Here is a 15,020-nt window from a genome sequence, read left to right as displayed (position 1 = left end):
GTGAGGGCATGACATCTGCTTCCGGGGCCCGCAGGATCGGAGCGCCGGATGCGAAGAATCGCGGCCTGCTGCTCGACGCGGCCGAGCAGCTGATGCTCGAAGATGGCTATGCCGCCGTGACGTCGCGCCGTCTCGCGCACAAGGCGGGGCTGAAACCGCAGTTGGTGCACTACTACTTCCGCACCATGGAGGACCTGTTCCTCGAAGTCTTCCGGCGCCGTGCCGAGGAGGGGCTGCAGGCGCAGGCCCAGTTGCTGCAATCGGCGCAGCCGTTGTGGGCGCTGTGGAGGTTCGGCACCGATCCGGCCTTCACCCGCATCTCGATGGAATTCATGGCGCTGGCCAATCACCGCAAGGAGATGCGGGCCGAAATCGCTTACTACGCCGAACGTTTTCGCGAGGAGCAGCGCCAAGCGGTGTCGGCCGCGCTGCAACGCTACGGCGCGGAGAACGAGGACGTACCGCCGGTGGTGTGGACGGTCCTGATGACGAGCTTGTCGCGGTTCCTCGTGCTCGAGCAGGCGATCGGCATGTCTGGCGGCCACGCCGAAACCGTGGAGTTGGTCGAAAAATATCTGCGTCGGCTGGAAGGCGAGCCGCGACCCATCGAAGGTATCCCGCCGGCCTGGGTGGTTCACCAGTTGCGCAGCGAGCAAAGCACGCCTTTGGGCCCATCCTTGGATACGACGACGGCTCCGTCTACCGCCAACTCACAGTGAAGCCCCGGCGTGCCGGGCTCCGTGCCTGTGCTCGCCACGACCATCGCGTAATCATCGGGGTCCGACATGTCCAGCTCGAAGCTCCACGGTTTGCCCGGTCCGAGATCGACATCGACGTGCGGTGTGAACGAGTAGGGGTTGTGGCTGTAATCGGAGAACTTTTCCGGCTGGTGATCCAGATAGTAGATGTCGGTATAAATCGGATTCTGCGCGGTGACGGTGTACTTGACATGATGCATGGCCGGGTCGGCCATGGCGTGTCCGGCGCTCACGACTGAACCGCTCGCACCCACCAGCAGTGCCGACAAAGTCGCGGCGCCCACGCCCAACCGCCGGCCCGTCATTTCGCTCCTCCGGCCACCCGTTGCGCACTCGTGGTGCGGTTCATCACCCGCTCCGCGGCCCGCCAGTGTGCGTCGGCCACCCACAGCCGCGCGAAGGACGCTATGGCTTCGTCTGCCGAAACGCCGCTGATTACACGCTTTATCTCCGTGGCCGGGTGGCGAGCCAGCGACCTGGCGACCGATTGCCATCCTTCGTCGAACGAGGCGCGGGGGAACACCCGATCCACCAAGCCGACTCGTTCGGCCTCGTCCGCCGTGAGCGCAGTTCCGGTGCCCGCCAACAACAGCGCCCGGCTCTTTCCGACGAGCGCGGCCAGCCGCTCCGCGCCGCCCCAGGCCGGCATGATTTCCAGCTCCACCTGATTGAAGGCGATCTTGATGTCGTCGGCCGCCAGCCGGATGTCGGCGGCGACGGCGACTTCGGCGCCGCCGCCGAAGGCGTGGCCGTTCAGCGCGGCGATCACCGGTGCCGGGAAGCTGGCAAGTTGGTCGCAGATCGCCCGCATTCGCTTGGCCATCGCCGCGGCATCCTCTTCGGTGCGCAGCACGCGCAATTCCTTGAGGTCGCCACCGGACACGAAGGCACGATCACCGGCGCCCTTGATCACCAGGGCTTTGGCGCCCGCTGCCGCATCGAGCGCCTTTTCCAGCTGCTGCATGGTGTCCAGCGCGATGGCATTGCGCGCTTGTGGGCGATCGATGGTCAGCACCGCCAACCCGTCGTCGATCTCCAGGTCCACCATGCTTTATCGCTCCTCTGATGAGAACACACGATATTGGCATTCTCTCGGTGCGAGAATAACATCGTCGCTCCAGGCCGAAGGGCCATCGTCAGCGAAGACAGGGGTGCTCGGTGCGGGATCGAATCGCGGCCACGGTCGCGGCGGCACTGGCCGTTGCCCTGTTGGCGGCATGCGCGTCGCGACCACCAACCCAGATCTCCGGCACGGCATCAGTGACCGTCGACGGTAAGGACCGGACGCTGCACATCGTGAAGTGCGGTCAGTTGCAGTGGACCCGGACGATCGACATCGGCGGCAATTTTGCCGGGGCCAAGGTCGTCATCGACGAGGACGTGCAACCGGCGACGGTCGAGTCCGTGCGCATCCAGAACCTGGGCGGGTTCAGCGGGATGTATTCGCGGGGTGACGGCGGCAACGCCGACATGAGCGTGACCGGTGACAAATTCACCATCAGTGGCACCGCCAACGGCTACAAGACGGACAAACCCAGTGAACCGGCCACCGCCGCGTTCAAGATCGTCGTGACGTGCTGACCGCTTAGGAGTGCGATCCGGGGGCCACGTTGCGGTTTGGCGCCCGTAGAGAATAGTATTCTCGTAAATTGCGAAGGAGGATTCCATGGGCCAGTTGTCGCACCGGGAGGACGTCCCGTTTCCGCTGTTCGACGCCGATAATCACCTCTACGAGCCGCCGGAGGCGCTGACCAAGTTCCTGCCCAAGGAGTACAAGGACTTCGTCCAGTACGTGCAGATCAATGGGCGCACCAAGATCGCGTTGCGAGGCGTGATCAGCAACTACATCCCCAACCCGACGTTCGAAGTCGTCGCCCGGCCGGGGGCCTGGGAGGAGTACTTCAAGTACGGCAACCCGGATGGCAAGAGCAAGCGCGAGCTCTTCGGCGAGCCGATGCGCGCGATCCCGGCGTTCTTCGAGCCCGGTCCGCGCCTGGAGAAGATGAACGAGCTGGGCCTGGACCGCACCCTGATGTTCCCGACGCTGGCCAGCCTCATCGAGGAGCGGCTGCGCGACGACCCGGTCGCCATCCACGTCCTGATCCATGCGCTGAACCAGTGGCTCGACGAGGTCTGGGGATTCAACTACCAGAACCGCATCTTCACCACGCCGGTCATCACTCTCCCGATTGTCGAGAAGGCGATCGAGGAGCTGGAGTGGGTGGTCAAGCGCGGCGCGCGTTGCATCCTGATCCGCCCGGCGCCGGTCCCCGGCTTCCGCGGCCCCCGGTCGTTCGCGCTGCCCGAGTTCGACCCGTTCTGGGAGCGCGTTGTCGAGCACGACCTGCTGGTCGGTATGCACTCGTCCGACAGTGGCTATTCCCGGTACACCTCCGAGTGGGACGGTGCCGACCAGGAGATGCTGCCGTTCCAAACAAATGCGATGGGCATCCTCAACGAGTGGCGGCCGATCCAGGACGCGGTGGGCTCTTGGGTTATCCACGGTGCGCTCTACCGCCATCCCAAGCTGAAGGTCGCGATCGTCGAGGCCGGTTCGAAGTGGATGACCCCGCTGCTCGAGGGCCTGGCCGAGGTCTACCGGAAGGCCCCGGAAGTTTTCCCGAGCGACCCCGTCGAGATGGTCAAGAACCGCATCCACGTGAGCCCGTTCTTCGAGGAGGGCATCGACGATCTGATCAACCTCGTCGGTGTGGACCAGGTGTTGTACGGCTCGGACTGGCCGCACCCGGAAGGGCTGGCGGAGCCGACCTACTACATCAACGCGCTGTCGCACCTGCCCGTCGAGGATCAGGCAAAGATCATGGGCGGCAACCTCTCCCGGCTCGTCTCGGTGTAACGCCCGAGCCAGATGACGCCCGCCCCGCCGCGGTCGGCGACGATGGTGGGGCACCCCAGCCGCGAAGCGGCTGGGGACGTGGCGCGATGAGGAGGAGCTGGCCAGCGAATGTGGGACACCATCCCTGAGATGGTCTTGAGCGCGGCGGACCGTTTCGGCGACGCGGAAGCGATCGTGGACGGTCCGCTGCGCTTCACCTTCACTGAGATCGTCGACCGAATCCGTTGCGCGGCAGGCGCTTTCACCGACCTGGGCGTCGACAAAGGTGATCGCGTCGCCGTCTGGGCGCCCAACTCGGCGGAGTGGATAATCGCGGCTTTTGGGCTGCTCACCGCGGGCGGCGTGCTGGTCCCGGTCAATACGCGGTTCAAGGCCGACGAAGCGGGCGACATCATCACCCGCAGTAAAGTCAAGGCCGTCCTGGTGCAGAAGGGTTTTCTGGGACAGGATTACACCGCGCCCGCGGGCGTGCCGGTCATCGACCTGAAGTCCGACTTCCTTTCCAGCGGTTCACCGTTCGAGCGGGCGGTGAGCGGCGGCGACATCTCGGACATCATCTTCACCTCGGGCACGACCGGCCGCCCAAAGGGCGCGATGATGAACCATCGCCAGACGCTGCGGATGTACGAGGAGTGGGCGACGCTCGCCGATCTGCGCCGGGGCGATCGCTACCTGCAGATCAACCCGTACTTCCACACGTTCGGGCTGAAGGCGGGACTGATCACGTCGTTCCTTCGGGGCGCGACCATGCTGCCGGTGGCGGTGTTCGACGTCGACACGGTGGTGGACCTTATTGCGCGCGAACGCATCACGATGCTTCCCGGGCCGCCGACGCTATACCATTCGCTGCTGACGGTCGCCGACAAGTCCAAGCTGTCGACACTGCGGGCAGGTGTGACCGGCGCCGCCGACATCCCCGTCGAACTGGTCCGCCGCATCCACGACGAATTGCCCTTCCAGACGTTGATGACCGGATACGGCCTCACCGAGGCGGGCAACGTCACCTTGTCCCGGCCCGGCGATTCGTTCGAGGACGTGGCCACCACCGCGGGCCTGCCCTGCGACGGGGTCGAGGTGCGCATCGCCGACGACGGCGAGGTGCTCGTCCGCGGCTACGGCGTGATGCAGGGGTACCTGGACGACCCGGAGGGCACCGCGGCGGCGATCGACACGGACGGCTGGTTGCACACCGGCGACCTGGGCAACTTCGACGAGGCGGGCCGGCTGCGCATCGTCGGCCGCAAGAAGGACATGTTCATCGTCGGCGGCTTCAACGCGTACCCGGCCGAGATCGAGGACTACCTGCTGGAGCATCCGGCGGTGGCGCAGGCCGCCGTCATCGGTGTTCCCGATGAACGCCTCGGCCAGGTGGGCAAGGCCTTCGTGGTGGTGAAAACGCCGGTGACCGAGGGTGACCTGCTGATATGGTGCCAACAGCGGATGGCTGGATTCAAAGCGCCGAGATTCATCGAGTTTCTCGACGAGCTGCCGCTCAATGCCACCGGGAAAGTGATGAAGGACCAACTCCGTTGAGTGACGGCGACATTCATTCGATGGTCATCGCTTCGGACTATCGTGTTCCGGATCCCAGCCGGGTGTGGCCGCTGCTCGAGCGCAGGAAGGCGGCCCTGGCCGACATCGGCGCCCACCACGTCCTGGTCTACACCTCGACCCATGACTACGGCCGCGTGCTGGTGATGATCGGGGTCCACAGCCGCGAGCCGATCGTGGAACTGCTGCGTTCGCGGGTGTTCTTCGACTGGTTCGACGCGGCCGGCGTCGACGACATTCCCGCGGTGTTCGCCGGCGAGATCGTCGACAGGTTCGTCACGGCGCCCACGGCGACTCCCGAGGCGCCCGGCGTCGTGGTCGCCACCATCGCCTCCGTGCACGACGTGCCGGCCCTCGCCGCCGAAGTCGCTTCCGCCACTGAGAGATTCGTCGCGGCCGGCATCCGCAAGACCTGGATCTTCCAGGCCTTCGACGATGAGCACGAGGTGCTGATCATGTCGGAGTTGCCCGACGAAGAGAGCGCGCGGCGGTGGATCGAGCATCCCGACGCTGTGGCCGAGTGGATGTCGGGCGCCGGGGTGGGGCCCTACCCGCCGGTTTTCGTCGGCCAATTCACCAACATGATGCGCATCGAGGCGGACTGAGCGGCCAGCTCCATGTTTGTGTGCCTGTGCAACGGGATCACCAGCCAAACGGTGAGCGAGGCGGTAGCAGCCGGGGCCTGCACGACCAAGGATGTCGCCCAGGCCTGCGGGGCAGGCGCCGACTGCGGGCGCTGCCGGCGAACCGTGCAGGCGATGCTGCGATCAACGGATCCAAACGGTGTGCACACTGGCTCCCGGCCCGCTGACGCGGCGCCCCTAGCGGCGGACGCTGCCGTCCGGCGACGTTGGCTGGACGAGTTCGACCAGCAGGGGCGGGATTTCGAGCCGCGGTAAGACCACCTCGACGAACACCATGCGGTCGCGGTGCTGAGCGGCGGCGGTCAAGGCGTCGTCGAGCTCACCGTAGGTCTGCACCCGGAACGCCAGGTGGTCGGCGACTCCCAGCGCCTCGGGGACGGCCGTCCACTTCCAATTCACGATGTCGTTGTAGGGTGCCGCCTCACCGTGGATCGCCCGCTCGACTGTGTAGCCATCGTTGTTGACCACCACGATGACCGGTGCGAGGCCTTCCCGCGAGAAGTTGCCGAGCTCTTGGACGGTCAGCTGCGCGGCGCCGTCACCGATCAGCAATACCGTCCGGCGGTCCGGATGCGCCACCCCGGCCCCCAGCGCCGCAGGCAGCGTGTAACCGATTGAGCCCCAGAGCGGTTGGCCGATGAAGGTCACGCCCCGGGGTAGGCGGTGGTCGGCCATGCCGTAGAACGAGGTGCCCTGGTCGGCGAGGACGACGTTGCCCGGGGTGAGTGCTACGCACAGGCGGTCCCACAGCATCTCTTGCGTCAGCGGTTGGTCGCGCGGCGGGGGCGGGGGCAGCGCGTCGGCGGGCGGCGACGCTACGGGCGGTGACGTGATCGCGCGCCGGGTCAGGATGGTGGCCAACGCCTCCAACGCGGCGCCCATCTCCAGCGGCGCGAAGACCTCGCCGGCCACGCTGCTCTGGTACTGCCCGACGTCGATGGTCCGCGCCGGGTCGATCCGCTGGCTGAAGAAACCGCTGACCATGTCGGTGAACACCACGCCGGCGGTCACCAGTACCGGTGCCTCTTCGATCGCGGTGCGCACCGCTGGGGCGCTCGCCGAGCCGGCGTAGATGCCCAGGTAGTTGGGTGAGCTTTCGTCAAGCAGGCTCTTACCCCACATCAGCGTCGCGTAGGGCACCACATCGGCCGCCAGCAGCGCCTCCAGTTCCTTGACCACCTGCAACCGATGCACCAGCAGGTCGGCCAGCACGGTCAGCTGACGGTCGTCGATGAGTTCGGAGGCGGCCTCGACGAACAGCGACAACGCGCGCGGACTGGTGCCGCCGGTGTAGCGGGGCAGTGGGTCAGCGGGCGGTTCGGTGGGGAAGCGGGCCACGTCGGTGGACAGCAGGATGTATCCGGGCCGCTTCTGTTCGCGCACCTCGGACAGCACCCGGTCGATCTCCCGGCGGGCCGTCGCGGGCATGAGGTTGGTTTGGGCGCAGGTGATCTCGCGGCTGACGCGCAAGAAGTGCTCGAAGTCTCCGTCGCCCAGCGAGTGGTGCAGCGCGCGCCGGGTGCCCTGCGCGTCCTTGGACGGCCCGCCGACGATATGCACGACGGGCACCTGTTCGGCATAGCTGCCCGCGATCGCGTTGGCCGCCGACAGTTCACCGACGCCGAAAGTGGTTACCACCGCTGACATTCCGCGCAGCCGGCCGTACCCGTCGGCGGCGTAGCCGGCGTTCAGCTCGTTGGCGTTGCCCACCCAACGGATGGTGGGGTGGGCGACGATGTGGTCGAGGAATTCCAGGTTGTAGTCGCCGGGAACCCCGAAGATCTCGGTGACGCCGAGTTCGGCGAGGCGGTCCAACAGGTAGTCACCTACGGTGTAGACGGGATCAGTCACAAGCACGACGGTACCTGGGCCGAAACCATCCGGCCGGGACGTCGTTTCGCTATGGTGCGGGCCATGGCAATCAGCGAATCACGCGAAGTAGTCATCGAGGCGACGCCCCAGGAGATCCTGGACGTCATCGCAGATTTCGATTCCCTGAAGGATTGGTCGTCGGCCCATCAGAGCGCCGAAGTGCTCAACACCGGAGACGACGGGCTGCCCAGGGAAGTGAAGATGAAGGTCAAGACGGCGGGCATCACCGATGAGCAGGTGGTGGCCTATACCTGGGGGGACAACACGGTGAGCTGGACGTTGGTCAGCTCCGGTGCGCAGCGTGCCCAGGACGGGAAGTACGTGCTGACGCCCGAGGGTGACAAGACTCGGGTGAAATTCGACTTCACCGTCGACCCGACGGTCCCGCTACCGGGCTTCGTGCTGAAGCGGGTCGTGAAGGGCTCGATGGAGACGGCGACCGACGGCCTGCGCAAGCAGGTACTGAAAGTGAAGAAGGGCAACTGATCGTCGTGGGCGACGCTGGGCCCCTGGCCGGGGTGAAGGTCATCGAGCTCGGCGGGATCGGACCGGGGCCGCACGCGGGGATGATGCTCGCCGATCTGGGGGCCGACGTGGTGCGGGTGCGGCGGCCCGGCGGCCTCACCATGCCGCCCGAGGACCGCGACCTGCTGCATCGCGGGAAGCGGATCGTCGACCTGGACGTCAAGGCGCAGCCTGCGGCGCTGCTCGATCTCGCCGGCAAGGCCGACGTGCTGCTGGATTGTTTCCGGCCCGGCACCTGCGAACGACTCGGCATCGGTCCCGACGAATGCGCCGCGGTCAATCCGCGCCTGATCTTCGCCCGGATCACCGGCTGGGGACAGGACGGGCCGCTGGCCCACACGGCCGGCCACGACATCAACTACCTGTCGCAGACCGGCGCGCTCTCCGCGCTGGGCTACGCCGACCGGCCCCCGATGCCGCCGCTGAACCTCGTCGCCGACTTCGGCGGCGGTTCGATGCTGGTGCTGCTCGGCATCGCGGTCGCGCTGTACGAACGGGAACGATCGGGCAAGGGGCAGGTCATCGACGCGGCGATGGTGGACGGCGTCAGCCTGCTCGCCCAGATGATGTGGACCATGAAGTCGACTGGGGCGCTGCGCGACCGGCGCGAATCGTTTCTGCTCGACGGCGGCGCCCCGTTCTATCGCTGCTACGAGACCGCGGACGGCAAGTACATGGCCGTCGGCGCCATCGAGCCGCAGTTCTTCGCCGCGCTGCTGACCGGACTCGGCCTGTCGGCCGACGAGGTGCCCGGCCAGCTCGACATCGGCTCCTACCCGCAGATGTACGACGTTTTCGCGACACGATTCGCCAGCCGGACCCGTGACGAGTGGACGACCGTTTTCGCCGGCACCGATGCGTGCGTCACCCCGGTGCTGACGTGGAGCGAAGCGGCGGCCGACGAGCACTTGCGGACACGGTCCACGGTGATCACCGCCCACGGCGTCGACCAGGCCGCACCCGGACCGCGCTTCTCGCGCACCCCGGCGGCACCCGTCGGCCGGCCGCCCGCGGCCACCACACTCCTTACCGAAATCGACTGGTAGCCAGCCTTTTACGCCGTTTCAATTCCGCGGGCGACCCGACGTTGCTAGGTTGAACTCAGTGGCCGTAAAAGCATCACGGGAATTTGTCGTCGACGCGCCGCCAGAAGTGGTCATGGAGGCGCTGACAGATGTCGCGGTCCTAGCGTCGTGGTCGCCGCTACACAAGCACATCGAAGTGATCGACCGTTATCCCGACGGCCGCCCACACCACGTCAAGACCACCATCAAGATTCTGGGGCTCGTCGACAAAGAGATCCTCGAATATCACTGGGGTCCCGATTGGGTGGTCTATGACGCCAAAGGGACTTCCCAGCAGCACGGTCAGCATGTCGAGTACAACCTGAAACCCGAGGGCGTCGACAAGACCCGGGTGCGCTTCGATGTCACGGTCGAACCCGGCCGGCCCATGCCCGCCTTCATCGTCCGGCGGGCCAGCGAAAGCGTTCTCGACTCAGCGGTAAAGGGATTGTGCGAATTGGTAAAGCGTGTCAACGGTTCGGCCGAAGCGGAATAGTCAGCGGCTCGGACTTTTTTACCTTCGGGACTGCCTGAGCGGTTGCTAACTTAATAGCAGTGGCCATTCAAGCGTCGTCGGAAATCGTCATCGACGCGCCTCCGGAAGTGATCCTGGAGGCGCTGGCCGATATCGACGCCGTGCCGTCGTGGTCGTCGGTGCACAAGCGGGTGGAGGTCGTCGACAAATATCCCGACGGGCGGCCGCACCACGTGAAGGTCACGATCGCGGTGACCGGCATTCACGACACCGAGCTGCTCGAATACCACTGGGGTCCGGATTGGATGGTGTGGGACGCCGCCAAGACCGCCCAGCAACGAGGTCAGCACGGGGAGTACAACCTGAGCCGATTGAGCGACGACAAGACCCTGGTGCGATTCACCATCACGGTCGAACCGTTTGCGCCGCTGCCGGAGTTCTGGGTCGGCCGGGCCCGCAAGAAAATCCTCCACGCCGCGCTGGAGGGTCTGCGTAAGCGCGTGATCGAGGGCTACGGCGCGGCGGGATAACCGGCCGGTCAGCGCAGGACGGCCAGCCGCCTGATCGCCTCGTCCAGGGTGTCCTCGTGTTTGCAAAAGGTGAAGCGCACCAAGTGATTCCACACGTCGGGATGTGAGCCCGCCGAATCGCAGAATGGCGACAGCGGAATGGCGGCCACCCCCGCCTTTTCCGGTAGGGCCGCGCAGAACGCGGTGCTGTCGTCGTAACCCAGGGGGCGCGGGTCGGCGCACAGGAAGTAAGTGCCGGCGCTGTCGTGCACCTCGAAGCCGATCTCGGACAACCCGGCCGACAGCCGATCGCGGCGGGACCGCAACGAGCCGCGAAGCTTCGCCACCCACGCGTCCTCGGTGTCGAGTGCGAGCGCCACCGCCGGCTGGAACGGCGCGCCGCCGACGTAGCTCAGATACTGTTTGGCCGCGCGCACCCCCGCGATGAGATGCGCTGGGCCGCAGGCCCATCCGATCTTCCATCCGGTGCAGTTGAACATCTTGGCCGCGCTGGAGATGGTGACCGTGCGCTCGGCCATACCGTCGAAGCCGGCCAACGGCAGATGCCGATGGTCGTCAAACACCAGGTGCTCGTAAACCTCGTCGGTAATCACCAACAGGTCGGCGGCGACCGCGACCTCCGCGATCGCGGCCAATTCGGCCGCGCTGAGCACCGTGCCGGTCGGGTTGTGCGGTGTGTTGACGATCAACGCGCGGGTGCGCGGCGTCACCGCCCGGCGCAGGGCGTCGGCGTCCAAGGCGAAGCCGCGGCCATGGGGGACCAGGGGCACGGCCACCCGGTGCGCGCCGGCCATCGCCACCACCGGCGAGTAGGAGTCGTAGAACGGCTCGATGAGCAGCACCTCCGAGCCGGGTTCGACCAGGCCGATCACCGCGGACGCGACGGCCTCGGTCGCCCCGACCGTCACCAGCACCTCGGTGTCGGGGTCGTAGTCGATGCCGAAGTGCCGCCGGCGCTGGGCGGCGATGGCGTGCCGCAGCGCCGCCACGCCGATGCCGGGCGGGTACTGGTTGTTCCCCTCGGCGATGGCGTCTTGGGCGGCCTTGAGCATGGCCGCCGGCCCGTCCTCGTCGGGGAAACCCTGGCCGAGGTTGACCGCGCCGACCCGCGCGGCCAGCGCCGACATCTCGGCGAACACCGTCGTCGCGTACGGACGCAGCCGCGACACCGTCATGCTGGTCGAGCTTAGGGTGCGTGACTGCCCGGGCGTGCGGCCGGCCATACAGTCGCGCGCGAGCCGGGGTATAGGCGCTGACGAGCGGAGCGATCGGCCCAACCAACAGGTTGGCCGGGCACTTTGTTAGGGTGCGGTATCTGGACCTACCTTTAATACGGATCCGAAACCCACTTTCGAAGAGGAACTCGACATGTCCGAAGAAGCCTTCATCTATGAGGCCATCCGCACGCCGCGGGGCAAGCAAAGAAACGGCTCACTGAACGAGGTCAAGCCGGTGAACCTGGTCGTCGGGCTGGTCGAGGAGCTGCGCAGGCGCAACCCCGACCTCGACGAGAACCTGATCAGCGACATGATCCTCGGCGTGGTGTCGCCGGTCGGTGACCAGGGCGGCGACATCGCCCGGACCGCGGCATTGGTGGCGGGGCTGCCCGAGACCACCGGCGGCGTCCAGCTCAACCGGTTCTGCGCCTCGGGCCTGGAGGCCGTCAACATCGCCGCACAGAAGGTCCGCTCCGGCTGGGACGACCTGGTGCTGGCCGGCGGCGTCGAGTCGATGAGCCGCGTCCCGATGGGCTCCGACGGCGGCGCCTGGGCGCTCGACCCCGAGACCAACTACCGGATCGGCTTCGTGCCGCAGGGCATCGGCGCCGACCTGATCGCGACCATCGAGGGCTTCTCCCGCGAGGACGTCGACGCCTACGCGCTGCGGTCGCAGCAGAAGGCGGCCGAGGCGTGGTCGGGCGGCTACTTCGCCAAGTCGGTGGTGCCGGTGCGCGACCAGAACGGTCTGGTCATCCTCGACCACGACGAGCACATGCGGCCCGACACCACGATGGAGGGCCTGGCCAAGCTGAAGACCGCGTTCGACGGGATCGGCGAGATGGGTGGCTTCGACGACGTGGCGCTGCAGAAGTACCACTACGTCGAGAAGATCAACCACGTCCACACCGGCGGTAACAGCTCGGGCATTGTCGACGGGGCCGCGCTGGTGCTCGTGGGCTCCGAGGCCGCCGGCAAGTCGCAGGGGCTGACCCCGCGGGCGCGCATCGTGGCCACCGCCACCAGCGGCTCGGACCCGGTCATCATGCTCACCGGCCCGACCCCGGCCACCCGGAAGGTCCTCGACCGCGCGGGCATGACGATCGATGACATCGACCTGTTCGAGCTGAACGAGGCGTTCGCGTCGGTGGTGCTGAAGTTCCAGAAGGACCTCAACATTCCCGACGAGAAGCTGAACGTCAACGGTGGCGCTATCGCGATGGGCCACCCGCTGGGCGCCACCGGCGCCATGATCACCGGCACCATGGTCGACGAGCTCGAGCGCCGCAACGCGCGTCGCGCGCTGATCACGCTGTGCATCGGCGGCGGCATGGGTGTCGCCACCATCATCGAGAGGGTTTAAGACCATGGCAGAGAACACCATTCAGTGGGACAAGGATGCCGACGGCATCGTCACCCTGACGCTCGACGACCCGACCGGTTCGGCGAACGTGATGAACGAGCACTACAAGGAGTCGATGCACAAGGCCGTCGAACGCCTTGTCGCGGAGAAGGATTCGGTCACCGGCGTGGTGATCACGAGCGCGAAGAAGACGTTCTTCGCCGGCGGCGATCTCAAGAGCATGATCAACGCCGGCCCGGAGAATGCCGGGGACGTCTTCACCGAGGTCGAGGAGATCAAGCGCGACCTGCGGGCCCTGGAGACCCTGGGCAAGCCGGTGGTGGCCGCCATCAACGGCGCCGCGCTCGGCGGCGGCCTGGAGATCGCGCTGGCCTGTCACCACCGCATCGCCGCGGATGTCAAGGGCCTCGTCGTCGGGTTCCCCGAAGTCACGCTGGGCTTGTTGCCCGGCGGGGGCGGGGTGGCCCGCAGCGTGCGGATGTTCGGCATCCAGAACGCATTCATGAACGTGCTGTCTCAGGGCACCCGGTTCAAGCCGGACAAGGCCAAGGAGATCGGGCTCGTCGATGAGCTCGTCGGCTCGGTCGAGGAGTTGGTGCCCGCCGCCAAGGCGTGGATCAAGGCCAACCCCGACTCGCACACCCAGCCGTGGGATGCCAAGGGTTACAAGATGCCCGGCGGCACCCCGTCCAGCCCGGCGCTGGCCGGCATCCTGCCGTCGTTCCCCGCGCTGCTGCGCAAGCAGCTCAAGGGTGCGCCGATGCCGGCGCCGCGGGCCATCCTGGACGCGGCCGTCGAGGGCGCGCAGGTGGACTTCGACACCGCCAGCCGCATCGAGAGCCGCTACTTCACCCAGCTGGTCACCGGCCAGGTCGCCAAGAACATGATCCAGGCGTTCTTTTTCGACCTGCAGCACATCAACGGCGGCGGCTCGCGCCCCGACGGCATCGAGCCGGTCAAGATCAACAAGATCGGCGTGCTGGGCGCGGGCATGATGGGCGCCGGCATCGCGTACGTGTCGGCTAAGGCCGGGTTCGACGTGGTGCTCAAGGACGTCAGCATCGAGGCCGCCCAGAAGGGCAAGGGTTACTCGGAAAAGCTTGAGGCCAAGGCGCTTCAGCGGGGCAAGACCACCGAGGAGAAGAGCAAGGCGCTGCTGGACCGCATCACGCCGACAGCCGACCCCGCCGACTTCAAGGGCGTCGACTTCGTGATCGAGGCGGTGTTCGAGAACCAGGAACTCAAGCACAAGGTGTTCCAGGAGATCCAGGACATCGTCGAGCCGAACGCGCTGCTCGGGTCCAACACCTCGACGCTGCCGATCACCGGTCTGGCGACCGGCGTCAAGCGGCAGGAGGACTTCATCGGGATCCACTTCTTCTCGCCGGTCGACAAGATGCCGCTGGTCGAGATCATCAAGGGCGAGAAGACCTCTGACGAGGCGCTGGCCCGGGTGTTCGACTACACGCTGGCCATCGGCAAGACCCCGATCGTGGTCAACGACAGCCGCGGCTTCTTCACCAGCCGCGTCATCGGCACGTTTGTCAACGAGGCCCTGGCGATGCTCGGTGAGGGCGTCGAGCCGGCGTCCATCGAGCACGCCGGGTCGCAGGCCGGCTACCCGGCGCCGCCGCTGCAGCTGTCCGACGAGCTCAACCTGGAGCTGATGCACAAGATCGCGGTCGCCACCCGCAAGGGTGTCGAGGACGCCGGCGGCACCTATGAGCCGCACCCGGCGGAAGCGGTCGTGGAGAAGATGATAGAGATCGGCCGCCCCTCACGGCTGAAGGGCGCGGGCTTCTATGAGTACGTCGACGGCAAGCGCACCGGCCTGTGGCCGGGCCTGCGGGAGACGTTCAAGTCCGGTTCGTCGCAGCCGCCGCTGCAGGACATGATCGACCGGATGCTGTTCGCCGAGGCGCTGGAAACGCAGAAGTGCCTCGACGAGGGCGTGTTGACGTCGACCGCCGACGCCAACATCGGGTCGATCATGGGCATCGGCTTCCCTCCGTACACCGGTGGTAGCGCGCAGTTCATCGTCGGCTACTCCGGTCCGGGCGGTACGGGCAAGGAAGCCTTCGTGGCCCGGGCCCGCGAGCTGGCCGCCAAGTACGGCGACCGCTTCCTGCCGCCGAAGTCGCTGACGTAACATCTCTACGCGCAA

Annotated in this window: 15 protein-coding genes and 1 pseudogene; 12 read left to right on the top strand and 4 right to left on the bottom strand. The window is 66.6% G+C overall.

The window, feature by feature from the left end; translation table 11 throughout:
- The first annotated feature begins 8 nt into the window (after nt 1-8).
- A complete protein-coding gene (locus KXD96_RS24925; protein ID WP_260741176.1) occupies nt 9-719 on the top strand; it encodes a TetR/AcrR family transcriptional regulator in 711 nt (236 codons plus the stop codon).
- Here the strand turns inward: KXD96_RS24925 and KXD96_RS24920 are convergent.
- Nucleotides 635-1,063 carry a hypothetical protein gene (locus tag KXD96_RS24920; protein ID WP_396877405.1) on the bottom strand — a complete coding sequence of 143 codons (429 nt, stop codon included), beginning with the start codon at nt 1,061-1,063 and terminating at the stop codon, nt 635-637. The two genes, KXD96_RS24925 and KXD96_RS24920, sit on opposite strands and share 85 nt — an antisense overlap.
- Nucleotides 1,060-1,806: an enoyl-CoA hydratase/isomerase family protein gene (locus KXD96_RS24915; protein WP_260741175.1), complete on the bottom strand. Its 747-nt coding sequence runs from the start codon at nt 1,804-1,806 to the stop codon at nt 1,060-1,062. Before KXD96_RS24915 ends, KXD96_RS24920 begins: the two co-directional genes overlap by 4 nt.
- A gap of 110 nt (nt 1,807-1,916) precedes the next feature.
- On the opposite strand from KXD96_RS24915, the gene KXD96_RS24910 reads away from it, so the two are divergent.
- The 5 genes and pseudogenes from KXD96_RS24910 to KXD96_RS24890 all read left to right on the top strand — a co-directional run.
- On the top strand, nt 1,917-2,339 hold the full coding sequence (locus tag KXD96_RS24910; protein ID WP_260741173.1) for a lipoprotein LpqH: 423 nt from the start codon (nt 1,917-1,919) through the stop codon (nt 2,337-2,339).
- Between the two features lie 85 nt (nt 2,340-2,424).
- Nucleotides 2,425-3,615 (top strand): amidohydrolase family protein, encoded by a 1,191-nt coding sequence (locus KXD96_RS24905; protein WP_260741171.1) that lies wholly within the window; start codon nt 2,425-2,427, stop codon nt 3,613-3,615.
- Between the two features lie 108 nt (nt 3,616-3,723).
- Entirely contained in the window at nt 3,724-5,148 is a 1,425-nt protein-coding gene (locus tag KXD96_RS24900; protein ID WP_260741168.1) for a FadD3 family acyl-CoA ligase, read from the top strand.
- On the top strand, nt 5,145-5,771 hold the full coding sequence (locus KXD96_RS24895) for a fatty-acid--CoA ligase (protein ID WP_260741164.1): 627 nt from the start codon (nt 5,145-5,147) through the stop codon (nt 5,769-5,771). Before KXD96_RS24900 ends, KXD96_RS24895 begins: the two co-directional genes overlap by 4 nt.
- 12 nt (nt 5,772-5,783) lie before the next feature.
- A pseudogene (locus KXD96_RS24890) lies at nt 5,784-5,948 on the top strand (bacterioferritin-associated ferredoxin); the annotation flags it as partial.
- Between the two features lie 39 nt (nt 5,949-5,987).
- Here the strand turns inward: KXD96_RS24890 and KXD96_RS24885 are convergent.
- Nucleotides 5,988-7,667, bottom strand: coding sequence for an alpha-keto acid decarboxylase family protein (locus KXD96_RS24885; RefSeq protein ID WP_260741160.1), 1,680 nt, complete (start codon nt 7,665-7,667; stop codon nt 5,988-5,990).
- 57 nt (nt 7,668-7,724) lie between these two features.
- On the opposite strand from KXD96_RS24885, the gene KXD96_RS24880 reads away from it, so the two are divergent.
- The 4 genes from KXD96_RS24880 to KXD96_RS24865 are packed head-to-tail and all read left to right on the top strand — an operon-like array spanning nt 7,725 to nt 10,276.
- Nucleotides 7,725-8,168 carry an SRPBCC family protein gene (locus tag KXD96_RS24880; protein ID WP_260741157.1) on the top strand — a complete coding sequence of 148 codons (444 nt, stop codon included), beginning with the start codon at nt 7,725-7,727 and terminating at the stop codon, nt 8,166-8,168.
- A 5-nt stretch (nt 8,169-8,173) separates the two neighbouring features.
- Nucleotides 8,174-9,253: a CaiB/BaiF CoA-transferase family protein gene (locus tag KXD96_RS24875; protein ID WP_260741155.1), complete on the top strand. Its 1,080-nt coding sequence runs from the start codon at nt 8,174-8,176 to the stop codon at nt 9,251-9,253.
- Nucleotides 9,254-9,311: 58 nt separating this feature from the next.
- Nucleotides 9,312-9,767 carry an SRPBCC family protein gene (locus KXD96_RS24870; RefSeq protein ID WP_260745542.1) on the top strand — a complete coding sequence of 152 codons (456 nt, stop codon included), beginning with the start codon at nt 9,312-9,314 and terminating at the stop codon, nt 9,765-9,767.
- Nucleotides 9,768-9,826: 59 nt separating this feature from the next.
- Nucleotides 9,827-10,276, top strand: coding sequence for an SRPBCC family protein (locus KXD96_RS24865; RefSeq protein ID WP_260741153.1), 450 nt, complete (start codon nt 9,827-9,829; stop codon nt 10,274-10,276).
- Between the two features lie 8 nt (nt 10,277-10,284).
- Here KXD96_RS24865 and KXD96_RS24860 read toward each other — a convergent pair whose 3' ends face one another.
- Nucleotides 10,285-11,451 carry a pyridoxal phosphate-dependent aminotransferase gene (locus KXD96_RS24860; RefSeq protein WP_260741151.1) on the bottom strand — a complete coding sequence of 389 codons (1,167 nt, stop codon included), beginning with the start codon at nt 11,449-11,451 and terminating at the stop codon, nt 10,285-10,287.
- Nucleotides 11,452-11,644: 193 nt separating this feature from the next.
- Here KXD96_RS24860 and KXD96_RS24855 point away from each other — a divergent pair, with 193 nt between their 5' ends.
- Together KXD96_RS24855 and KXD96_RS24850 are read left to right on the top strand one after the other, a co-directional pair.
- Nucleotides 11,645-12,856, top strand: a complete 1,212-nt coding sequence (locus KXD96_RS24855) for an acetyl-CoA C-acetyltransferase (protein ID WP_260741150.1) — start codon at nt 11,645-11,647, stop codon at nt 12,854-12,856.
- A gap of 4 nt (nt 12,857-12,860) precedes the next feature.
- Complete coding sequence (locus KXD96_RS24850; protein ID WP_260741147.1) at nt 12,861-15,005, top strand: 3-hydroxyacyl-CoA dehydrogenase NAD-binding domain-containing protein; 2,145 nt, start codon at nt 12,861-12,863, stop codon at nt 15,003-15,005.
- The last annotated feature ends 15 nt before the right edge of the window (nt 15,006-15,020 follow it).

Source organism: Mycobacterium sp. SMC-2 (genome assembly GCF_025263485.1).
Taxonomy (GTDB): domain Bacteria; phylum Actinomycetota; class Actinomycetes; order Mycobacteriales; family Mycobacteriaceae; genus Mycobacterium.
The sequence above is the reverse complement of the archived record's forward strand: the minus strand, read 5'-3'. Positions and strand labels throughout refer to the sequence as shown.